This is a genomic window from Cyanobacterium sp., from assembly GCF_054166785.1.
In genome coordinates this window covers 1-21,575 of record NZ_JBSZCP010000013.1, presented here as the reverse complement: position 1 = coordinate 21,575, position 21,575 = coordinate 1, and the positions used below count along the sequence as shown (strand labels likewise).

Genomic DNA, 21,575 nt, shown 5'->3' with positions numbered 1-21,575 from the left:
ACAGTTAAATATTATAGCTAATCTAAAAAAAATTTACAAGGTAAGAGAACAAAAAAAGGTTTAGACAATTTCTTAAATTAGGGCTATAGTCCTTGCTAGGAGATTCTTGTAATCATTTTTTGAAAATGCCAATTATTGTTTAATTCAAATTCAGTAGAGCAAAAAGTGTGAAAATCACTATCTCAAAATTTTTTAAATAATGGTTATGATAGATGGGAAAAATATCAACGACTTCCACCAAAGGAATGAATACTACTACATTGTTAAATAATCGTTATCAAATCATAGAATCTATTGGTAGGGGGGGGTTTGGGGAGACTTTTCTTGCCATAGATACCCATTCGCCCTCCCATAAAAGATGTGTGATTAAGCAACTAAAGCCGATTATTAATGAGTCGAGCATTCCTGACTGGATGTATGATCGTTTTGAACAAGAGGCTCGTATATTAGAACATGTGGGGGATGAACAAATTCAAGTACCCCGTCTTCATGCTTATTTTTGTGAAGATAAAAATTTTTATTTAGTACAGGAATGGGTAGAGGGAATTACCCTCACCAAAAAAGTTCAGGAAGAAGGCAAAATTCCTCCCGAAGAAGTGGAGCAGTTTTTATTAAAAATCCTTCCCGTATTGGGTTACATTCACAAAGAAAATATCGTCCATCGAGATGTGAAGCCTGACAATATCATCATTCGGGCGAAGGATAATTTACCAGTATTAATCGATTTTGGGGCCGTAAAAGAGGCTTTAACGACTTTAATGTATTCCCATGGGCAATCTGCCTATTCTATCGCCATTGGCACCCCGGGTTATATGTCTTCTGAGCAAGCGGCGGGGCGCCCTATTTTCTCTAGTGATTTATATAGCTTAGGTTTGACGGCGGTATATATGTTAACGGGTAAGTCCCCCCAGCATTTACGCACGGATAATCGCACGGGGGAAATTTTGTGGCGTGATGAGATTCCAGATTTTCATTCTAATCTCGCTGGGGTAATTGATAGGGCAATTCGTTTTAGCCCCAGGGAGCGTTTTTCTAATTCTCAGGAAATGTTGGATGCCCTCAAACCCATGACTTCCCATCAGCCTACGGTGGGTTTTGGTAGCCCGAAAATACCTACTAAAAATATTTCTACTTCTACTAATAATCGTACTATTAGTTATGATCCCACGGTGGCGGTGGGAGGACGGAATCAAAACTTGGTTAATAATCCTCTCCATGGGGGTACTATTAGACGGGGCAAGGTGAACACGGTAGCGGTTAATGATTCTTATACTCAAGGGTATGAGGAGGATGAAAAACAGGGCTTTTTTGGCTCTTTATTACCTATCCTATGGTTATCTCTCATTGCGATCGCCTCTTTTACCCTCGGTTATGGGGTAATTGCCAATATATTTGATAATTCTAATTCACAGTTAGCCAATGAATCAGGGGAAAATCAACCATCCCCAAATTCAGAAGAAGTTGAACCCCCTGCCATTGAGTCAAATCGCCGTAATCCAATCCTAAATCCTGATATATTTCGTCTTCCGGAGCGAGAAACGGTAGAAGAAGAAATTAATCCAGAAGAAACCGTGGAAAATCAGGAAAATGAGTCGGAAATTACTGAAAATCAATCAAGTTCAGAGGAAACTACTTCCCCAGAATCCCCTGAGGGTAATCAAAACCAAGGAGCTTCTAATCCTCCTTCTGATAGTTCGAGGGGACGGGGTAGGAGAGATAATTCGTCCTCTGGCACAGGCAACTCTCTCCCTGTTTTAACCACAGGAAGCCTCGTAAATGAAGTTTTAAGCAGATTAGGTGAGCCTAGCCAAAGACGCTCTAATCCTGAAAGCAATACCACGGAATGGAGTTATAACAACGTACTCAACAGCAACACTCAGGTTAGTTACAAGGTGGATGATAACAATAATCGCATTAGAGAAGTTGATTTATCTTTTCCTCCTTCTGCGGATATGGAAACCATGGCGGCAACTTTTGATCGTTTATTGAAGGGTAATTTAACCCCTGTGGTAAGGGAGGCTTTAAGGCAGGTGGTAGATGGGGAGACTGATTTAAGATCTTTTAGTGTGGCAAATTGGAATGGTCAGATTAGAAAGGTTAATGGCAGAATTAATGTTAATCTTTGGGTGATGGAGTAGTTACAATTCTGTGGGCAGGTCTTCTATAAATATTGATTTACATAGGTTTTGATAATATCTAAGGGCGATCGCACTTAGTCCCAATCTAGCCTTGGCTAAATCGATATTTTCTTCTTTTACTGCTCCCCAAATACGACAGTTTTTTTCCCATGCGGTTAAGGCTTGAAACATTTTTTCAACGATTTTAAGGTAGTTAATTTTTCCTGATTTATTATTTTTCGTTAGTTCTAAGCAGTAAATAATACTTTTTATTAACCCTAAATCTTTCGTTATTAAAAATTCTAAACTACTAAATTTTATTTCCTCAAAATCTAATATATTCCATAAATTTGTGGCAAAATTTAAACAGTCTAAAGTAATTATTCTTTGTTCATGGGCTGATCTTAAAATTGAGCAAAAGCGACTGTGGATATAAATATGCTTAAAATCAGCTTGTATTTTACTATGATTAATATAGTTATTTTCAAAAGAAAAGCTCAGTAAATTATTTAAATATTCCTCTAAAAAAAAATTATCTAAAGTTAACTCTAACCAACCCTCTCCTGATATATTCATCATTAAATTACCATATTTTTTGAGATTCATATTTTTATAAATTTCAAGAAAATCAGTAGCTAAAGAATAGGGAGTACAAGAATAATATTTAGTTAATTTAAAACAGATAGAACTATTGAAAGTAATAGTAGTTTTTTGACGTTGATTTAAAATTAAATCGAAGAAAATATCATTAGATACGTTAATAAATTCTTGTTGATTTAGTTGCCCATGTGAATAGATTTTAAATAAAGTATTCCCTAAAATATCGCTAACTAAAACACTGTCCATTTAACAATAAAAACCTATGATTTTCTAGGTTGACGAGGAGACTTTTTCATAGGAGCAAGAATGGAATTAAGGGAGCGTAATTGCTCCGCTGTACCCATGCAAATCAAAGAGTCCCCCTCCTCAAGGATGCTTTCCCCCGTAGGACCTGGAATTAGTCCGTTGTCAGGGGTGCGGATAGCCACCACCAAAGCCCCAGATCTTGCCCTTAGACCAGCTTCTCGGAGGGTTTGCCCCAAACAAAGACAATCTTCTTGAAGCATAAATTCCTCTAAATAAAAAGATCGCTCCCCCCCACTAAGGATACCATCTACAAAATCCATTATCTGGGGTCTTAAAGCTGCGGCAGCTAGTCTTTTTCCCCCTGTTACATAGGGGGATACTACCGCATCGGCCCCTGCCCTTTCTAGCTTCTTTACCGCTTCCTCTGAGTTTGCCCGGGCGATCGCCCTTATACGAGGATTAAGAGCCTTAGCCGATATTACCGTATAAAGATTATCAGCATCAGAACTAAGGGAGGCAATAATACCCGCCGCCGTTTCCACCCTAGCCTCCAATAAAGACTCATCAAGGGTGGCATCCCCTTGGATATGTAGATAACCTAAACCCTGAGCAATTTCTAATTCATCCTCCCCCATTTCGATGAGAATAAAAGGGGTATTTTCGGCGTGTAACTCTCTTGCCACATGGAAGCCCATCCGACCAAATCCACAGAGAATATAATGATTTTCTAGTTTATCAATCACGTTTTTCTTTTGTTTTAGTAAAAGTCTTTGTTTAAAATAACCCTGAGAAATGGCATCGGTAAAACTGTTGACCAAATAACCGAAAATGATGATCCCTGTTAAAATCAGGAGCATGGTAAAAACCCTAGCTCGATCATCGAGGGATCTAATTTCACCAAAACCCACCGTCGAGAGGGTAATAATAGTCATATAGGCAGAGTCGATGAATGACCACTTTTCCACCAGCCAGTACCACAACGTACCGGATAATACTACCCCCCCAAGGGCGACAGAAGCAACGATTAACTCTCTTTTTACCCGTAAATATCTTTGTTCGGAAGCTGAAGGTCTTTTTCCGTTATTCACTCACTTAAACACTCCTGCTTATGGTAATTTAATCAACTAATTGCCAAGCAAGTTTTGCTGCCCCTACTATTCCAGCATTATTCCCCAACTGTGCCACCATTAATTTTAGTCCTTCTCGAGAACTCGGTAAAACTCTTTTTTCAACTTCTTTCCAAGTTGCGGGTAAAAAATATTCTGCACTAGCACTTACTCCTCCGCCAATTAAAATGGCTTCTGGGGTAAATATGTAAATATAGGTTGCCAAACCAATACCCAATGTTTTGCCGTAATCTTGCCAAAATTGTAGGGCTTTGGGATCATTATTCTTGGCTAATTTTCCCCACTCCGAGGGCTTTTTTCCTGTGTCACGATAGATGGCGGTGGCGGAAGCGTGTTGTTCAAATGAACCCGTATTACCACTATTGCACGGATGCCCTTGGGGATTGAAAGTAACTAAACCGAGTTCTGCCCCCGCTCCATTGTGTCCCACAAATAGTTTACCATCAAGGATAACCGCACCCCCTACCCCTGTACCAATGGTGAGTAAAATCAAGTTTTGATAGTTTTTTCCAGCCCCTAACCATGCTTCTCCCAATCCTGCACAGTTAGCGTCGTTACAGATGGTGGTTTTTAGCCCTGTTTTTGCCTCTAGTTCATCGGCAAGGGGTACATTATGCCATCCACTCAAATTAATAGCAACTTTAGCGATTCTGCCCCCCGCATCGGTAGCCCCGGGCATGCCAATACCTAAGGCAATGCTATGGTTATTTTGATTAATTTTGTTGACCGTAAGGGCGATCGCACTGATGACATCTTCCGGGGTAGCAGGTTGAGGAGTGGGAATACTAAAGGATTCTAAACAAGTACCATCGGCCAAAAACCGACCAAATTTAATGGCTGTTCCCCCTAAATCTACTCCGATTACGTCTTTTTCTTTTACCATCTTATAATAGTGTTATTATCCTTATTTATTTTAATGTTTACTTAGCTTCGTGGGACTTCCTCACCAACCAATAACTAGCCGAAAGACATATTATGGCGATTCCTAAAGCAATTAAATCAACTTTATCAGACTGTTTGGGGTCAAAAATAATTATTTTTCTTGCCACCGCAATTAAAGCCGTAGTCAACACCAATTCCACTTGAAGAATATGCTTCCTTAAATATACAGTAATATTTTCCAACAATTCTAAAGCAATCAAAATATTGAGAAATAATCCAAATATTTCAAATATCGTACTAGCGAAAAAGCCTATTTGCCCTGTAATAAATAAGTATCTTGCTAAAACAAATATTAAATCTAGTATAGATATAAAAACTACTATAATAATACCCAAGGACAAAATTTTAGAAACAACGTTTTCCGTAAGATGAACTATTTTTAAAAAATTTTTATCCCTAAATATTTCTCTTAAATAGTTGATAAAATTATTCATAAATCCTAATATTGATTTGATTGGAAAATAACCATAAAATTGAGCAGAAAATATATATTTATTCAAACAAAATAATTAATTCCATTCCCCTAATCCCATGGCACACCATCGCCCACGGATAAAAATGCTTTTTAGCCAATATTTCTAACCCACAAATATTAAATCATGTTATTGCCCTTGTTCTTTCTAGGCACTGCATCAAAAAAAGCATCTTCCACAACGGTATTAAGATAATTGCTACAATATTATTAAGTTTTGTAAACTCAGCAAAAAAATCTTGAAGACTCAACCAACCGTAACTCAATGGAATTGTTTAGATAATATCTGGCAAGGGGGAGAAGAAGTAGTTAAAACAGGCTTACCCCATACCCAACTAGCACCTCCCTGGCAAATACTACTATTAGGGGATGGCTCTCCCACAAGGCATCTACGATTATTAACCCAAGAACCCACCCAAGTAGATGTGATTGATATGTCCTTAATTGGTATGGATAAAGATAATGCTCCTCAAGCCATCGAAAAAGTACCAGGCCCTAGATTAAGAAGACAAGTATGGCTCAAAACCGCATCAGGACAAAGGTTAGCCTATGCTTCTTCTTGGTGGAATGCGGATAATGTGGATCATTATTTAGAAAATAGAGCCTTGCCCATTTGGGAAAGTTTATCGAAACTGCATACGGAATTATATCGAGATATTCAGGGTATTTACTACGGAAATTGTTCTTATTTGGAGGAAAGTTTCGGGGAAAAAGGGCCTTTTTGGGGCAGACATTATCTTTTTTGGCATAATAAAAAGCCTTTGACTCTTATTTATGAAGTTTTTTCTCCTTATCTATCTAAATATTTAGGGCAAATCAAATATGATAATTGATAAAAACTAAGACTTCCAAATATTATAACCGTTCCCTATTCCCCGTTCCCTCCTCAACGAGAAATCAGACTTAATATCATCTATTCATCAAAGCCTAATTATCTACAAAATCTTCGGTAATTTGTTGTAATTTTTTGCTTAATTGTGCCACAGAAATGCGGGGAGACATACGGGGGATGGGGCGATCGCCCTTATCCGTAACCATAAATAAAACAGGTATTTCATACTTATACATCTCAAACCATTGTTCATTAGTAGTAATATCCCTAAGCTCAATAGTTAAACTAAAATCATCAATTTCCCTAAGTTTTTCCTCTAATCCTTCACAAAGATGACAACCCTGTTTACTATATAAAATTAACTTCATTATTTTTAAAATATTAATTAATCCAAAGAAAAAGAAGAATGATAACTACTAAATAAACCCAAAAATTGAGTTTTCAAAGCATCCAAAAAACCTAAAAAATAAAAAATACCCCGAGTAATAATTTTAAATAAAGAACCACTTTTATTACAAGGAGGATTCCCTAAAACATGACAGTCAAATAACTTACCATAAAAACGCCTTTGTTGAGCAAAAGTCAAATTTTTTAACCCCATCAAAAAATGATTATGATAAAAAGCAAACTGATAACTCAAAGACTTAGTGGTAATGTCATGACAGCCCCCCATTTCTTCCCCTAAATGTACCAAATCGGCATCAGGATCGTACCAAATATCATACCCCGTACTCCGCAATCGTAAACAAAAATCCGATTCCTCCCTTACCGCACTACCCCGAAACCTTTCATCAAACCAAACATTATATTTTGTGAAAATATCCCGCCGAAAAGACATATTGCAACCCCTCGCCGTAATAATTTTTTGAGGTTTAATCAGATAAACAAAATCTAAATGATACCATGCCAATCCAGGATCACTCGCCTTGGGGTCTAAATGCTCTTTGAATGCCGTTGAATATCCTTGTTCCCCTGTTTGAGCCGAAAACTGCTTCATACGGTCTAAAACCCTTCCAGCCACTGCTCCTATATTTTCATTATCCAGATAGTTTTTGACATGGGATGATATATAACTTTCCGACAACTGAACATCATCATCAATGAAAATGACAATCTCCCCCTTAGCTTTACTAACTCCATAATTTCTAGCTTTAGGTAAACTTGCCCAATCTACCCGATACCATTTTATCTGCCCCTGCCCATGATGCTCGTTAAGAAAAGACTCCACATCTTCTCCGTGGTTTTGAGTTTGATCCACCACAAGCACTTCAAAAGAATGATAATCTTGTTTAAGTACATCCCGAATACTATCCACAAGGGCTTGTTCTCGCTTATAGGTAGGGATGATAACAGACACTAGAGGTTGATTCATGGTGAGGCAGTACGTCTTTTTTTTAGGGATTTAAATTTTTTCTTGTTTTTTCGATTTTTACTCAAGATCGTTTGTACTTCTTGATCTCGTTCTTGTTTATCTATGATTGTCAGTTTAATTAAAACCCCTGCAAATAACCAATAGTAAACGGCAACAGGGTCAGTATCAAGGGGGTACCAATAGGGGAAATAGCCGAGAAATAGTAAAAATACCCAAAAGGCGCTCGCAAAACTTTTGAGGGTAGGATCTTGAATAGAACGATATTTTTTGAAAGTATATATTACTATGTGGGTGATAAAAGCTAAAAAAGTGATTAGACCCATTATTCCCACTTCATAGATGACTTTAGGATGATAGGTTTCAATGAAAGCAATGGAACCAAAAGTTCTGGCGGAATTGGTGGCAGTGCCTAGTCCAGATCCCAAAATTGTTCCTCCATAGGAACGAGTGTTCCTAATAACCCATCGCCATTGTTGTATGATGAAATCTTGGGGGGGAGAAGCATTCCAACGTCCGATCGCACTGTTTACCCTGTCTGTGACAATATCTGGGTTAGCCGAAACAAATATAAATCCAGCGATGGCAAGAATAACGGCAATGGGTATAAAACGCTTCAGGCGAAATAGTTGCCCCGTCAACACCAACATCACAAAAAGAAACACAGGCACGAGAAAAAGAGCCACCCTTTGCCCGGAGATAACGGTATTAATAAAAATTAATCCCATGCCCCCAAGCCCTATTAGTTGCCAAAAACGGGAGGTTTCAAAAAAGGCAACGGAAAAACAAATGGCACTGTTAGCGATGAGAAACCAGCCCCAATGCCAAGGGGATACAAATGTACCTGGTAAGCGTATTTGATTTTGTTCTGGGGTATAAAGCAACGAGCCACCCACAAAACATCGAGCATCTAAACTGGCACGGAATAAACCTGCACCATCGGTAAATTCGCTGGTAGCCTGACAACGTCCACTGCGGAGGAAAGAGTATTGCACAAGGGCTAAAAGACAACAGATGATTGCTAATACGGCGAGTAATCTGCCTAGTTTAAGGAGGGTTTTTTTATCTTCGATGAGGTGATAGCCACAAAACATCAGGGGTATGTAGCCGATGAATATTTTTAACCCCAAAAGCCCTTGGAGAAAAGGTTGACCATTTTTGCAGATGGGGCGGGGAACTACATTTTCTACTAAGCTACAGGCCGGGGCAAAAAGTTCTAGTCGAAGATTTACAAAGATTAAAACAATGAGGCACACTATGCTCAATATCATCAGGGTGGGTAGTAGGGGTTTAGCGATGATAATTGGTTTTCTGTTCTTCCATGCCTGAATGAGTAGGGCAAACAGTGCGGGAATATAAAATACATCTTTGGCAATTTGAAAGATTAGATTTCCCCCAGCAAAGGCATATACCACGGTTCCCCCGAAGGGCATATAGATGAGAAAAGCCCAGAGGGCGGATCTGGGAAATTGATAGGATAAAATGGTTGCCATGATCCCGATACCAGCAGAAATTCCCACTTTTGGGGAAAAGAGGAAAAATGAGGGTAAAGCGGTTAAAATGCCCAATATAAGGGCGATCGCCCATGAACTAACCAGTTTCTGCTTTTGTCGAGTTTCCTGTCGCTTGAGAGCAATTTTTTCTTTGCGACTGAGGGGGGCAGGAGCATTGAGTGGAGCATTTTTAACACCCCTTTTACGATTGCGAAATTTTTGGGTTTTCGATGCAGTCATAATAGTTTGGGGATGATGTACAGAAAAGAATCACTGAGCAAACCAATAATTCTTTTCTTTTTTATTATGCTAGATGTTGTTGAACTACCGCCACCAAATTTTCAGTCCAATAATTGACAAGATGCTCATTTTGTGCTTCTACCATGACCCGAATTAAAGGCTCCGTTCCCGATGGTCGTACTAAAATGCGACCTTGATTACCCATGGCGGACTCGGCTTTAGCTATGGCTTGGGCGAGGGGTTCACACTCACCCCAACGCAGACGTTTTTCCCGATCTTCTACCCGCACATTTTTTAAAATTTGAGGATAGGGGGTAAAACTTTGAGAGACCAATTCGGCTAAACTAACACCCCTTTGGCGGGTAAGGGAAGCGAGATGGAGGGCGGTTTGGATGCCGTCTCCTGAGTAGTGGTGATGGTGGCAAAGGATATGCCCCGACTGTTCACCCCCCAACATGGCTCCCGTTTTCCACATGGTGGCTTGGACGTGTTGATCTCCTACGGCGGTGCGTAATAGTTTACCGCCTATTTTTTGCCATGCCAACTCAAAACCCAAGTTTGCCATCACAGTGCCTACTAAAAGGTTGTCGGGTAGTTGTCCTTGTTCTTGTAAATATTGTCCCCAAAGATAGAGAATATAATCACCACATATGATGTTCCCCATCGAGTCCATGGCCATAACTCTGTCGGCATCACCATCAAAGGCAAAGCCCATGTCAGCGTCATATTCTTTGATAGCTTGTTTAATTCTATCTAGGTGGGTAGAACCGCAGTTAACGTTAATGCGATCGCCATCGGCTTGATGATGAAGGGTGATGACTTCGGCTCCTAATTCGGTAAATACTTGGGGAGCAATTTCTACCGCTGCCCCCCATGCCAAGTCAAGGACGATGCGCATTCCCTGAAAATTCATATCTTGGGGAAGGGATTGGCTTAAAAATCTTTGATAGTTATGGGCTAGTCCATGGCGATAAATATTTTTTCCATATTTGTAACCATCTGCCCTTAAATTTTGGCTCTTGAGGAGGTCTTCAATGGCGATCGCCTTGTCACCGTTTAATTTAGTACCATCAGCCCCAAAAAACTTAATTCCATTATCTTCAGGGGGGTTATGACTAGCGGAAATCATAATGCCACCCACGGCTCCCATGGTTCTTGTTAGGTAGGATACACAAGGAGTTGGACACAGACCAATATTCCATACCTCTAACCCCATGGAAGTTAAACCAGAGGCGATCGCCATGGCTAACATATCACTAGAATTACGGGAATCTTGACCAATAATAACAATCTTAGAGCCGTTTCCATCCTCGTTCCATACCCTTCCTGCTGCCATACCAACCCCCAAAGCTAACTCAGGGGTGAGTAACTCTCCCGCCTTACCTCTGATGCCATCGGTGCCAAAGAGTTTGTCGGGTAAAGAATTAACCCCAAATCGCACCGTTCCATGGTCAGATACCTTGCCATTTTCAGCAATATTAAAAGACATTACCATTGTAAATTTTCCTCACACGATAATAAATGGTTATTAAATTTATGTTTTAAAACAGACAGACAAATATATTTGCCATGATTTTATGAACCATCGGTTATTAATACTATTATCAAAAATCTAATTTATAGGGAATATCTAAAAGTATTTGATTCTAACCACGACGATTTACAAACAGTCCTTGCTAATCCATAAATTTTTAATTAAGTTTTCTTATGTTGGTTATATGATAACCATGTTTTCAAAGATCCTTGGATCATAGACTAGAACGCTAAATAAATCAACTGTTACATAACTTTATTTTTGACAGTTTTTAATGGTTTATGTTATATTAAAAGAGTAAGGATAAATCGTTCATCTGTTGGTTACAGACGGAAGTAAGAAGAAAAAAGTCTTCTGAAGGAACGCGCCTCAAATCTAAACTCAACAAATTAGAGGAGGCGGTATTATGAACGCAACTAACACTTTCAAAAAAAATAACACCATCGGTTCGGTTAATCAACAAGCTCGTTTATTGATGAGGGGCGATCGCAAACGCACCCAGAGCCGTCAAGAATCAATGTTAACCAGAATATCAGCAGAAGTAGGACTTCAATAATCCTAGAAAATAAAATAATCTAGTTTACTAACAAAAAACCTCGAGTTCTTAATCATAAGGGCAGAAGGTTTTTTTTGCTTTCACCATAGATTGAATGTGTTTTAGACTACCTTTTCCCTAAAAGGCAAACTATAGTGTTAATAATAAACCTAAAAGGTTTGAGCCGAAACAGTAATCATCCATCAATAGTCTATGAATGCAGAAGAAAAAGCCAGAGGCTTAGAAATAGCCACAAAAATAGCCGCTATAGTCAACCTATTCAAGCAACAATTTCCTGACGTAAAAGCAGATCTTAAACCATGGCATAGTGATCCTGATACCATTAACTTAGTAGATCCTGACTCCATCGACATCGGCTTTCACTTCCCGGGTTGGAGTCGTAAAATTCAGAGTCGAAGTATCCTAGTACAAATCAGATTTCATTATGACGAAATCGATAAAACCCACAAACTAATCGGGGTTGACAGTGCAGGATTCAACTATACAGGGGAAGCGTGGCGACTATCCACCATTGAAAACTGGCAACTAGAAGGAAAAACTCCCCCCGTAGAAGAAGTCAAAGAAAAGCTCAAATATTTTTCCCGTCAAGTGTTCGAGTTATTCCAAAATTAAAGAATTATTAAAAAGTTTACCAAAATGTCACCACCTTTGCCATAAATAGATAGACCGAATTAAGTTAAACTAAACATAATAAAAAAATAATACTCGTATTTTAAGATGAGCATAGTAAGTCAAGTTATTCTCAAAGCAGATGATGAACTGCGTTATCCTAGTAGTGGGGAATTACAAGGAATCAAAAGTTTTTTAGATTCAGGTTTGATTCGTCTCAAAATAGCTGAAACCCTAGCCGAAAACGAAAAGAAAATCGTAGAAAAAGCTAGTCAAGAGTTATTTAAAAAACATCCTGAATATCGTGCTAACGGTGGCAATGCTTCAGGACAAAAACAATATAATCAATGTTTAAGAGACTTCGGTTGGTATTTGCGTTTAGCTACCTACGGAGTTTTAGCTGGAAATAAAGAGCCTATCGAAAAAATTGGCCTGATTGGTGTCAAGGAAATGTACAACTCTCTTGGTGTACCTATCCCCGGCATGATTGACTCTATTCGTTGTTTAAAAGACGCATCCTTAGGTCTTTTGAGCAAAGAGGAAGCCGCAGAAACCGCTCCTTATTTCGATTATATGGTTCAAGTAATGTCTTAAGAGAAAACGGTTAAATTTTTTTACGGGGGCTTGATTATCAAGCCCTTTTTGCTAAAGTTGTATGGCTAAGAAAAAGGCGAAAGATTCATCATCGGAAAATACCATTTCTTGGGTTGGTAAAAAGTGGTGGTTATCTTTATTTTTATATTCTTCTATTTACTTAATAATTGGTTGGTCTGTGGCTAATCGCTCTGAGATTTTAATTAGAAATGCAAGGGGTTTAATAAATAGATGGAATATAATAATTGATGACGATTTATTACTCATTATTATTCGGATATTGTCTTTAATACTCGTTGTTACTATCTCTTTGATGGTAATGAACCCTTTTTCTATAATTACTTTTATTTTTGAAGAATCCATTAGTTCTGATTTAAAGGGATTTATTTCGGTACTGATTTGGTCTATTTTATTAGTTTTTATCTTTTGTTATTTTGATTATTTTGCAGATATTTTAGTAATCACTTCAGCTACTATTCTGGTAAGTTTAGATTTAGAAGAAAAAAAGATTTACGGTAAGCAACTTATTTTTATCATGGTTTCCATTGCTTCTATAACTTTTAGTTTAGGAGTTTTAATGTTTGATTATTTACACTGAATAATATAATTAATTTTATGGCAAGTAAAAAGAAGGGTAAAGAAATTTTTAAAAAGGTTTTTATAATTCTCTCAGGATTAGCTTTTGTTTTGTTTTCTGTGTCGGCGGTAGTTAATATGATTATCAATCCTCAAACTCCTGTGTCAACGGATAATCAAAATCCCCAGGATGATGGTGTGGCCATATCTCAAATAGAGAGGGAAATCGCTGGTTATGAATCGGTGTTGGAAAATGAGCCAGAAAATCGCTTTGCTTTAGAAAGATTAGTAGAGTTAAATTTACAAAAGGGTGATTTACAAGGAGCGCTCACTCCCATGAAAAAATTAGTGGCAATTCAACCCGAAGAAGAGCGTTATCAGGAGGTTTTGGGTATCATTAAGCAGGGTTTAGAGGAGCAAGAGAATCCTCCCACTGAGTTAGAAACCAATCCTGAGACTACCCCTGAGACTGAGTAAAATCCGAGCAAAAGCAAGAAAAGTTTAATTATTGGTTATTTTTAGCCCTAAAATTATTGTGTCTTTAGTATTCCATCTTTATGAAAATTCCTATTCTTGATTTAAAACTGCAATATCAACAATTAAAATCTGAGATTGATGGGGCGATCGCCCTTGTGCTAGAATCAACCCAATTTGTATTAGGGCCAGAAGTTCAAAAATTAGAACAAGAAATTGCTAGTTTTTTGGGGGTTAACCATGCCATTGGAGTCAACTCTGGTACAGATGCACTAATTATCGCCCTAAGAGCGTTAAATATTGGGGAAGGAGATGAGGTAATAACTACCCCTTTTTCGTTTTATGCCACCGCCGAATCCATCAGTTTAGTGGGGGCGAAACCTATTTTTGCCCAAGTAGAAGCCGATAGTTTTAATCTTAATCCCCAGAGTATCAAAGAAAAAATTACCTCGAAAACTAAAGCTATTATGCCTGTGCATCTTTATGGGCAACCAGCAAAAATGGCTCAAATCAAAGAAATTGCAGAAGAATATGGATTAAAAATTATTGAAGACTGCGCCCAAGCCTTTGGGGCAAAATACCATGGAGATTGTTTGGGATGTGAGCAAAAATGCCACGAAAATTACCTTAATCCCATCAAAGGAAAATATGTGGGGGGTATTGGTGATGTGGGGGCTTTTTCTTTTTATCCTACCAAAAACCTTGGGGCTTATGGAGATGGGGGAATGATTACGACTAACGATGATAGCGTTGCCGAATTAGCTAGAATGTTGCGAGTGCATGGGGCGAAGAAGAATTATCATAACGAAATGTTGGGTTACAATTCCCGTCTTGATAGTATTCAAGCAACTATTTTACGGGTAAAACTCAAATATATTGAAAAGTGGAATCAGGCAAGACAAAATATCGCCCGTCAATATAATCAATTATTGGCAGATTGTAATTCTATCATCGTACCTAAATTTTCTGATGGTCATGTTTTCCACCAATATACTATCAGGGTAAAAAATGGCAAAAGAGATGAGTTAAAAGATTACCTCGCAGATAAAGGCATTGGTAGTATGATTTATTATCCCATTCCCCAAGATCAATTACCAGTTTATCAAGGTCAATATACCCCTTACCCCCTTACAACTCAATTGGCTTCTGAGGTTTTGAGTTTACCTATCTATCCCGAATTACCTCAAACTGACATTAAAATTGTGGCTGATACCATTATTCAATGGACAAAAACCATCAATAGTTAGAGTTTTGTGCTGATAGATGTGAATTAAAATACCATAGGATTTTCTACAGTTATAAAGTACATTTTTTATCACCTATTGCTCATTTTTCAATGGTTACTAAAAATTCTCAGATTCGATTAACAAAGTTTCAAGTTCTAATTTTTTACTGATTTTATGAAAATTATTAATAATATAATTGCTATTTTTCAAAAAGAGTTACAAGGTTATTTTAATTCCCCTTTAGCCTTAACTATTGCCAGTGTTTTTTGGTTAATTTCAGGGGTATTTTTTCTCTTTATTTTATTTAGTGAAGAGGGCATTATTCAAAATGTAGCATTGCAAGAACAGTTAGGTAATACTAGCCCTAGGGATGTACCCTATGAGTTTATCCAAGTGTTTTTTGGTATTATGGGGTCTATTACCATTTTTCTTTTACCCATGCTATCTATGGGTTTATATTCCGAGGAGAGAAAAAGGGGTACTATCGAACTTTTAGCCACTTCGCCTATTTTTAATTGGGTAGTTGCCCTAGGTAAATTGTTGGGAGTAGTGGTGTTTTACATCACTATGATTATACCTATTTTGTTGTACGAGGCGATCGCCTTTAGTACTTCTAATCCCCCTATTCCTCCTGCGGTACCTCTACTAGCCCACCTTGGTTTAATTCTTTTAGCCAGTGCCATATTATCCCTAGGAATGTTTATCTCTTCCCTTACGGATAGCACCATTTTTTCAGCAATTATTACCTTTATTTTAGTTGTTTTTATCTCAATTTTAGATGCTTTAACGAATAATATTCAAAATTCTTTTGGGCAATTTATTAATCAATTGTCAGTGCTAAAAAGCTATGAGGAATTTGTGCAAGGTATTTTTAGTACATCTAGTCTGATTATATTTTTAAGCTACATTATACTAGGTTTATTTTTAACAGCTCAATCCATTGAAACTTTACGTTTTACAAGAAAATAGTTATTGTAATGAATGAAAAACAGGAAAATAAATATAGTCACTTAACCGCCATTGATAGAAAATATTTATCCTTTCCTGCACGATATTTGTTAGAAAATAACCTATTAAAGGGTAAAATTTTAGATTTTGGTTGTGGATTAGGCAATGATGTAAAAAAGCTACAAGAAAAGGGTCTAAATATTATTGGTTATGACCCCCATTATTTTCCCCATTATCCCTTAGAAAAATTTGATACCATAATCTGTTTTTACGTCCTCAATGTATTATTTCCCGAACCCCAAGAAGATGTGATAATGGCGATCGCCCATAGCCTAAAACCATCAGGAAAGGCTTATTTTGCCGTAAGAAGGGATCTAAAAAAAGAAGGATATAGAACCCATTATGTCCATAAAAAACTAACCTATCAAAGATTAGTAAAACTACCATTTAAATCATTATATAACGATGAATTTTGCGAAATTTATCAATATACTCCCTACAATCAAATAAAAAAAAGGAAAGAATACTGTATCTTTTGTAATCCCTACCCAAAACTAGAATTAATTACAGAATCCAGCCTTAGCTATGCCATAAAAGACGGCTACCCTCTCACCCAAGGACATAGTTTAATTATTCCTAAAATTCATGTTGCTGATTATTTTGAGTTACCCATAGAATATCAAAAAAACTGTTGGCAAATGGTTAATACCGTCCAAAAAATATTAAAAAATATATATAATCCAGATGGTTTCAACGTAGGATTTAACGTCAATAAAGCAGGAGGACAAAAAGTGATGCACAGCCATATTCACATTATCCCTCGCTATGAAAAAGAGAACCAAAAATCAAACAAAGGTATTCGCTCCATCATTCCCAAAAGATAGGATAAACCATTACTTAAAAGCCATATTGTAATGATATTTACTAAATTATTTTCTATTATTATTTTTCGGAACAATTTACCATAATAAACGTCGTCATAATAACTATTATAATTTTAAACATCCGCTAATTTTTAAATTACTAAATACCATAATCATGACCATCACAAAAAAAAAGTCCCTTAAAATAGTTCCCATGGCGATCGCCTCTAGCCTCATCACCGTATCCATCTCAACCCTTTCTGTGAGTCCATATCAAGCCATAGCCCAGCAAAACCCCTCCCAAAACCTGTTAGCCCAAAACAACCAACAAAGGGTAAGACTAGCGGTAATGGACTTTGATTACAGTAGCTTAAGTAACGCCAATAACCTTAACTTTATCGAAGGCGCCGCCAGAGGAGTCAGTGATATAGTGGTCAATGAATTGTTAGAAAGTGGTAAATATTCCGTAATCGAACGCAGTCGCCTAGAAGACGTTATCAACGAGCAAAACCTAGGGGCTAGTGGAATGGTAAATCCTGCCACCGCAGCCCAAATCGGTCGCCTTTTGGGGGTAGAACTAATTATGGTAGGCTCTATTACCCAGTTTGACTTACAAGAAAGAGGTACAGGTTTTGGTTTATTTGGTGTCAGCCTCGGCAATCAAACAAAAAAAGCCCTTGTCACCCTCAATACCCGTCTTATCAACACCACCACGGGGGAAATTGTCATGGGTGCGGAAGGAAAAGCCGAAGTTTCTCAAGTAGATGGTAGTTTCAGAAGAAGGGGAGTTGCCATTGATACCTCCACCAGTAACGATGGTACTTTATTAAGTGTTGCCACTCGGGATGCCACCAGAGAAGTGATTAAAAGAATGGATGCAAGACAAGCTGATTTATCATCCATCGCCAGAGTAGCCCCTAGTACCCCCGGTTTAGTAGCCGATGTAGCAGGAAATAGCGTCATTATTAACCGTGGCACCAATCATGGTTACAGTAGTGGTTTACGGGTGTCCATTGAAAGGGTATCCAGAGAAATTAAAGATCCTGCCACGGGAGAGGTTATTCGCCAAGTTACTCAGCAGTTAGGGGTTGTAGAGCTTCAGGACGTGGATGCTTCCTCTAGTGAAGGTCGTATTATTTCTGGTTCTGGTTTTCAGGTGGGTGACATTGTATCTCCCATGTAATGAACCATAGATAATGGGTGTGGTTTTCCCCCAATAGGTTTTTTTGCGTTTAAGATGAGAATTATGTTAAGTTTAGTTAACAAGCAGTTGTTATTATTGTTAATAATTAAATAAAAGACAACATTAAAGGGAAGTGTGAAAATACTTTCGACATTAAAAAGAGGATATTAGAAAATATGAAAACACCTTGGCGAACTATACTATTGTGGGCAATCCCGTTTTTGGTGGTGGGATTCTTCTTGTGGCAAGGCAGTTTTGCTCCCAACAACATGAGCAATGCTGGTAATAATACCGCTAGTACCCGCATGACCTATGGTAGATTTTTAGAATACATTGATAAGGGCAGAGTTAGCAGTGTTGATTTATACGAAGGTGGACGCACTGCTATCGTTGAAGCCATTGATCCTGAATTACGTCAGGTACAAAGATTAAGGGTTGATTTGCCCGGTTCTTCTCCTGAGTTAATCAGTAAATTAAGAGAGTCTGGTATTAGCTTCGACTCTCACCCCATGCGCAGCGAGGGAGCTGTTTGGGGAATTTTGGGTAATCTAGTATTCCCTGTATTATTGATTGCTTCTTTGTTCTTTTTGTTCCGTCGTTCTAGCAATATGCCAGGAGGCCCTGGACAGGCGATGAGTTTTGGTAAGTCTAAGGCTCGTTTCCAGATGGATGCTAAAACAGGAATCAAGTTTGATGATGTGGCTGGTATCGATGAAGCCAAAGAGGAGTTACAAGAAGTGGTAACTTTCCTTAAACAGCCTGAAAAATTTACGGCAGTGGGCGCCCGTATTCCTAAAGGGGTTCTTTTGGTAGGACCTCCCGGAACTGGTAAAACTTTACTAGCAAAGGCGATCGCCGGGGAAGCTGGAGTTCCTTTCTTCAGTATTTCTGGTTCAGAGTTTGTGGAAATGTTTGTGGGTGTGGGTGCTTCCCGTGTCCGTGACTTGTTCAAAAAAGCCAAGGAAAATGCCCCTTGTCTTATCTTTATCGATGAGATTGATGCGGTAGGTCGTCAACGGGGTGCTGGTATCGGTGGTGGTAATGATGAAAGGGAACAAACCCTCAACCAACTCCTTACGGAAATGGATGGTTTTGAAGGTAATACTGGTATTATCGTTATCGCTGCTACCAACAGAGCCGATGTACTCGATTCTGCGCTGATGCGTCCCGGTCGTTTTGACCGTCAGGTAATGGTTGATCCCCCCGATTTCAAAGGTCGTTTAGGGGTCTTAGATGTCCATGCCCGTAACAAAAAAATAGCCCCTGATGTGTCCATCGAGGCGATCGCCCGTCGTACCCCCGGATTTAGTGGTGCGGATCTTGCCAACCTTCTTAATGAAGCTGCTATTCTAACCGCCCGTCGTCGTAAACCCGAAATCACCATGAGTGAGATCGATGCAGCGGTGGATCGTGTGATCGCAGGGATGGAAGGTACTCCATTGGTGGATAGTAAGAGTAAGCGTCTAATTGCTTACCATGAAGTAGGTCATGCCATCGTTGGTACTCTCTTAAAAGATCATGATCCTGTGCAAAAAGTAACCCTTATCCCCCGTGGACAAGCCCAAGGTTTAACTTGGTTTACCCCCAATGAGGAGCAAGGTTTAACCACTAAATCCCAGCTTATGGCAAGAATTGCAGGGGCCATGGGTGGTCGTGCCGCTGAGGAGGAAATCTTTGGTGATGATGAAGTAACTACGGGTGCTGGGGGTGACTTACAACAAGTTACTGGCATGGCTCGTCAAATGGTAACTCGTTTTGGAATGAGTGATATGGGTCCTCTATCCTTAGAAGGACAAGGGGGAGAAGTGTTCCTCGGTGGTGGTTTCATGAACCGTGCTGAGTATTCAGAAGAAAGTGCTTCCCGTATCGATGATCAAATTCGCATGATTGCCGAACATGGTCATCAACTAGCCCGTCAAATTGTCAGAGATAACCGTGAAGTAATCGATCGCCTTGTGGATCTTTTAATTGAAAGGGAAACCATTGATGGTGAAGAATTCCGTCAAATTGTGGCTGAATATACCGAAGTTCCTGAAAAAGAACAGTTTATTCCTCAACTATAGGGATTCATTAATTTAGGTAGGGTGTCAAGCAAATAATGGGCGATCGCCCCCTACCTCTTTTTTCTTCAGAACAAACAATAATACTGGATTCTAAGAGAAAAGTATAGTAATAAAAAGAACAATGGGCTTAAGCCCATTGCCCAGTATAGATAAATCGGACTTAGTATAAAAGCTGATCTAAAATATAGGTCAGTTTTTTTGTGGGTTTATACAACTAAAATTGAGTTAATAATTATTTTTACCACGCCATTTATTAAGCATTTTTTCCCCAATACTAGCCACAGACTGTAAATCTATTAAATGTTTATTTAAACTAGCGTTTTCCTGTTTTAACTGTGAATTTTCCTTAGTTAAAGTATTGATAATATTATTATGTTTATTAGCATAGTTTTGGCTCAAAGCAACCTTCTCTTGTTCTTTTATGGCAATTTGTTGACGATAATCTTCTACATCTTGTTTAAGTTGATTAATAATAGAATTTAATTGTTCATTACTATCATTATTTTTAGCGTCCTCTTGTAAACTAGAAATCTGCTCTTTTAAATTAGTAATTTGATTATCCTTTTCTTTAACAAAAGACTCTAACTCAGAATTTTTTTCCTCTAAACTTTTAATATTATTGTTAAGCTCACTTAGTTTTTGATTAAGGTTTTTAATCTCATTAGATTGATCTCCCTTTTCTAAATCTTGAGTAACCTTCTTTAAACTACTTTCTAAATCTTTTATCTGATTATTTTTATTGTCTAACTCTTGTTGAATAGCCCCAACTTTATCCTGTTGTGCTTGTAACTTACTTTCTAAATCTTGATTATTCTTAGAAGCATCAGCCACTAACTCTTTTTGTTGACTGACTTGTTTTTCTAACTCAGCAATTTTTTGTAGCTGGTTTTTTGTTTTTTGCTCAATGGCATCTTTATCTAAAGAAACCGACTCATCTTCCCTAACCCCATCATTCCCATCCACTTCAGTGATAGAAAACTTTTGCTCTCCTTCATCATGCAAGACTACCTGAGTATCCGCACTATGACTGTTAATTATCAATCCACCCAATAGAATTTGCTCAAATAGTTTAGACTTAGTTAAACCAGTCTCCTTCGCCAAAGCAACCAGAGTGTCGTTGGCTTCTGGGGTAAGGGTGATATTAACTTTAGATTTAGAACTTCCTAAACCAGTTCCAGTTCTACTCTTTTTTCTGGTCATGACTTATGATTAACCTCGGAAAATATGATTATAATTTCTATATTTGGACAATCGTATTATAGATAACATTTTTTTTGGGCTTTGTGAAATAAAACTTTATCTTTTGTTAATTGTGGCGATTAGTTTTTACCTTGACTTCTTCTGGAAATGAATTAAACTCTCAGAATGCCCTTATAGAACCCATTTGGTATCTCAGGAAGCAGTGAGTCTTTTTAAAAGTAATCGAATAAAACATAAGTTAACTTTTTGGGTGGAGTTGAATAAGGTTCTTTCAAAGTTTTTGACCAAATTTTTACATCTTTCCATCCAAG

At 38.1% G+C, this 21,575-nt stretch carries 21 protein-coding genes and 1 riboswitch; of the genes, 12 read left to right on the top strand and 9 right to left on the bottom strand.

Going from position 1 to position 21,575, the window contains the following annotated elements:
- Positions 1-245 precede the first annotated feature (245 nt).
- Entirely contained in the window at positions 246-2,138 is a 1,893-nt protein-coding gene (locus tag ACXITR_RS01525; protein ID WP_457995471.1) for a protein kinase domain-containing protein, read from the top strand.
- Here the strand turns inward: ACXITR_RS01525 and ACXITR_RS01520 are convergent, their stop codons facing one another.
- From ACXITR_RS01520 to ACXITR_RS01505, 4 genes are read right to left on the bottom strand one after another with little or no spacing between them, the layout of a single operon-like run.
- A complete protein-coding gene (locus ACXITR_RS01520; protein WP_457995470.1) occupies positions 2,139-2,963 on the bottom strand; it encodes a hypothetical protein in 825 nt (274 codons plus the stop codon).
- A gap of 14 nt (positions 2,964-2,977) precedes the next feature.
- A complete protein-coding gene (locus ACXITR_RS01515; protein WP_457995469.1) occupies positions 2,978-4,051 on the bottom strand; it encodes a potassium channel family protein in 1,074 nt (357 codons plus the stop codon).
- 28 nt (positions 4,052-4,079) lie between these two features.
- The gene (locus ACXITR_RS01510; protein WP_457995468.1) at positions 4,080-4,973 is read right to left on the bottom strand and encodes an ROK family protein; all 894 of its coding nucleotides are present in this window, start codon (positions 4,971-4,973) and stop codon (positions 4,080-4,082) included.
- A gap of 37 nt (positions 4,974-5,010) precedes the next feature.
- Positions 5,011-5,466 (bottom strand): phosphate-starvation-inducible PsiE family protein, encoded by a 456-nt coding sequence (locus ACXITR_RS01505; protein WP_457995467.1) that lies wholly within the window; start codon positions 5,464-5,466, stop codon positions 5,011-5,013.
- Positions 5,467-5,743: 277 nt separating this feature from the next.
- On the opposite strand from ACXITR_RS01505, the gene ACXITR_RS01500 reads away from it, so the two are divergent.
- Positions 5,744-6,337, top strand: coding sequence for a chorismate lyase (locus ACXITR_RS01500; RefSeq protein WP_457995466.1), 594 nt, complete (start codon positions 5,744-5,746; stop codon positions 6,335-6,337).
- Positions 6,338-6,431: 94 nt separating this feature from the next.
- Here the strand turns inward: ACXITR_RS01500 and ACXITR_RS01495 are convergent, their stop codons facing one another.
- The 4 genes from ACXITR_RS01495 to glmM all read right to left on the bottom strand — a co-directional run bounded on the left by ACXITR_RS01495 (position 6,432) and on the right by glmM (position 10,933).
- A complete protein-coding gene (locus tag ACXITR_RS01495) occupies positions 6,432-6,704 on the bottom strand; it encodes a glutaredoxin family protein (protein ID WP_457995465.1) in 273 nt (90 codons plus the stop codon).
- A 17-nt stretch (positions 6,705-6,721) separates the two neighbouring features.
- Positions 6,722-7,708, bottom strand: a complete 987-nt coding sequence (gene hpsN / locus ACXITR_RS01490) for a hormogonium polysaccharide biosynthesis glycosyltransferase HpsN (protein ID WP_457995464.1) — start codon at positions 7,706-7,708, stop codon at positions 6,722-6,724.
- Positions 7,705-9,438, bottom strand: a complete 1,734-nt coding sequence (hpsL, locus tag ACXITR_RS01485) for a hormogonium polysaccharide biosynthesis protein HpsL (protein WP_457995463.1) — start codon at positions 9,436-9,438, stop codon at positions 7,705-7,707. The genes hpsN and hpsL overlap by 4 nt, the downstream gene beginning before the upstream one ends.
- Positions 9,439-9,502: 64 nt before the next feature.
- Entirely contained in the window at positions 9,503-10,933 is a 1,431-nt protein-coding gene (gene glmM / locus ACXITR_RS01480; RefSeq protein ID WP_457995462.1) for a phosphoglucosamine mutase, read from the bottom strand.
- A 346-nt stretch (positions 10,934-11,279) separates the two neighbouring features.
- Positions 11,280-11,341: riboswitch (Glutamine riboswitch) on the top strand.
- Between the two features lie 37 nt (positions 11,342-11,378).
- On the opposite strand from glmM, the gene ACXITR_RS01475 reads away from it, so the two are divergent.
- The 10 genes from ACXITR_RS01475 to ftsH2 all read left to right on the top strand — a co-directional run bounded on the left by ACXITR_RS01475 (position 11,379) and on the right by ftsH2 (position 20,064).
- The gene (locus ACXITR_RS01475) at positions 11,379-11,528 is read left to right on the top strand and encodes a hypothetical protein (protein ID WP_457995461.1); all 150 of its coding nucleotides are present in this window, start codon (positions 11,379-11,381) and stop codon (positions 11,526-11,528) included.
- A 192-nt stretch (positions 11,529-11,720) separates the two neighbouring features.
- The gene (locus ACXITR_RS01470; protein ID WP_457995460.1) at positions 11,721-12,140 is read left to right on the top strand and encodes a hypothetical protein; all 420 of its coding nucleotides are present in this window, start codon (positions 11,721-11,723) and stop codon (positions 12,138-12,140) included.
- Positions 12,141-12,245: 105 nt separating this feature from the next.
- On the top strand, positions 12,246-12,731 hold the full coding sequence (locus ACXITR_RS01465; protein WP_457995459.1) for an allophycocyanin: 486 nt from the start codon (positions 12,246-12,248) through the stop codon (positions 12,729-12,731).
- A gap of 61 nt (positions 12,732-12,792) precedes the next feature.
- Positions 12,793-13,329: a hypothetical protein gene (locus ACXITR_RS01460; protein WP_457995458.1), complete on the top strand. Its 537-nt coding sequence runs from the start codon at positions 12,793-12,795 to the stop codon at positions 13,327-13,329.
- A 17-nt stretch (positions 13,330-13,346) separates the two neighbouring features.
- Positions 13,347-13,784 (top strand): tetratricopeptide repeat protein, encoded by a 438-nt coding sequence (locus ACXITR_RS01455; RefSeq protein WP_457995457.1) that lies wholly within the window; start codon positions 13,347-13,349, stop codon positions 13,782-13,784.
- Positions 13,785-13,864: 80 nt separating this feature from the next.
- Complete coding sequence (locus tag ACXITR_RS01450) at positions 13,865-15,028, top strand: DegT/DnrJ/EryC1/StrS family aminotransferase (RefSeq protein WP_457995456.1); 1,164 nt, start codon at positions 13,865-13,867, stop codon at positions 15,026-15,028.
- A gap of 153 nt (positions 15,029-15,181) precedes the next feature.
- Entirely contained in the window at positions 15,182-15,976 is a 795-nt protein-coding gene (locus tag ACXITR_RS01445) for an ABC transporter permease (protein WP_457995455.1), read from the top strand.
- 8 nt (positions 15,977-15,984) lie between these two features.
- On the top strand, positions 15,985-16,839 hold the full coding sequence (locus ACXITR_RS01440; protein ID WP_457995454.1) for an HIT domain-containing protein: 855 nt from the start codon (positions 15,985-15,987) through the stop codon (positions 16,837-16,839).
- 154 nt (positions 16,840-16,993) lie between these two features.
- Complete coding sequence (locus ACXITR_RS01435) at positions 16,994-18,001, top strand: CsgG/HfaB family protein (protein WP_457995453.1); 1,008 nt, start codon at positions 16,994-16,996, stop codon at positions 17,999-18,001.
- Between the two features lie 176 nt (positions 18,002-18,177).
- Entirely contained in the window at positions 18,178-20,064 is a 1,887-nt protein-coding gene (gene ftsH2, locus ACXITR_RS01430; RefSeq protein WP_457995452.1) for an ATP-dependent zinc metalloprotease FtsH2, read from the top strand.
- A gap of 225 nt (positions 20,065-20,289) precedes the next feature.
- Here the strand turns inward: ftsH2 and ACXITR_RS01425 are convergent, their stop codons facing one another.
- Positions 20,290-21,264: a hypothetical protein gene (locus ACXITR_RS01425; RefSeq protein ID WP_457995451.1), complete on the bottom strand. Its 975-nt coding sequence runs from the start codon at positions 21,262-21,264 to the stop codon at positions 20,290-20,292.
- Positions 21,265-21,575 lie beyond the last annotated feature (311 nt).

Bases quoted from the DNA above. Each gene is read 5' to 3' on its own strand.
- ACXITR_RS01510 (WP_457995468.1), bottom strand. From the start codon at position 4,973: ATGGTAAAAGAAAAAGACGTAATCGGAGTAGATTTAGGGGGAACAGCC.
- glmM (WP_457995462.1), bottom strand. From the start codon at position 10,933: ATGGTAATGTCTTTTAATATTGCTGAAAATGGCAAGGTATCTGACCAT.
- ACXITR_RS01505 (WP_457995467.1), bottom strand. From the start codon at position 5,466: ATGAATAATTTTATCAACTATTTAAGAGAAATATTTAGGGATAAAAAT.
- ACXITR_RS01455 (WP_457995457.1), top strand. From the start codon at position 13,347: ATGGCAAGTAAAAAGAAGGGTAAAGAAATTTTTAAAAAGGTTTTTATA.
- hpsL (WP_457995463.1), bottom strand. From the start codon at position 9,438: ATGACTGCATCGAAAACCCAAAAATTTCGCAATCGTAAAAGGGGTGTT.
- ACXITR_RS01460 (WP_457995458.1), top strand. From the start codon at position 12,793: ATGGCTAAGAAAAAGGCGAAAGATTCATCATCGGAAAATACCATTTCT.
- ACXITR_RS01465 (WP_457995459.1), top strand. From the start codon at position 12,246: ATGAGCATAGTAAGTCAAGTTATTCTCAAAGCAGATGATGAACTGCGT.
- ACXITR_RS01435 (WP_457995453.1), top strand. From the start codon at position 16,994: ATGACCATCACAAAAAAAAAGTCCCTTAAAATAGTTCCCATGGCGATC.
- ACXITR_RS01525 (WP_457995471.1), top strand. From the start codon at position 246: ATGAATACTACTACATTGTTAAATAATCGTTATCAAATCATAGAATCT.
- ftsH2 (WP_457995452.1), top strand. From the start codon at position 18,178: ATGAAAACACCTTGGCGAACTATACTATTGTGGGCAATCCCGTTTTTG.
- ACXITR_RS01450 (WP_457995456.1), top strand. From the start codon at position 13,865: ATGAAAATTCCTATTCTTGATTTAAAACTGCAATATCAACAATTAAAA.
- ACXITR_RS01475 (WP_457995461.1), top strand. From the start codon at position 11,379: ATGAACGCAACTAACACTTTCAAAAAAAATAACACCATCGGTTCGGTT.
- ACXITR_RS01495 (WP_457995465.1), bottom strand. From the start codon at position 6,704: ATGAAGTTAATTTTATATAGTAAACAGGGTTGTCATCTTTGTGAAGGA.
- ACXITR_RS01440 (WP_457995454.1), top strand. From the start codon at position 15,985: ATGAATGAAAAACAGGAAAATAAATATAGTCACTTAACCGCCATTGAT.
- ACXITR_RS01520 (WP_457995470.1), bottom strand. From the start codon at position 2,963: ATGGACAGTGTTTTAGTTAGCGATATTTTAGGGAATACTTTATTTAAA.
- ACXITR_RS01425 (WP_457995451.1), bottom strand. From the start codon at position 21,264: ATGACCAGAAAAAAGAGTAGAACTGGAACTGGTTTAGGAAGTTCTAAA.
- ACXITR_RS01445 (WP_457995455.1), top strand. From the start codon at position 15,182: ATGAAAATTATTAATAATATAATTGCTATTTTTCAAAAAGAGTTACAA.
- ACXITR_RS01470 (WP_457995460.1), top strand. From the start codon at position 11,721: ATGAATGCAGAAGAAAAAGCCAGAGGCTTAGAAATAGCCACAAAAATA.
- hpsN (WP_457995464.1), bottom strand. From the start codon at position 7,708: ATGAATCAACCTCTAGTGTCTGTTATCATCCCTACCTATAAGCGAGAA.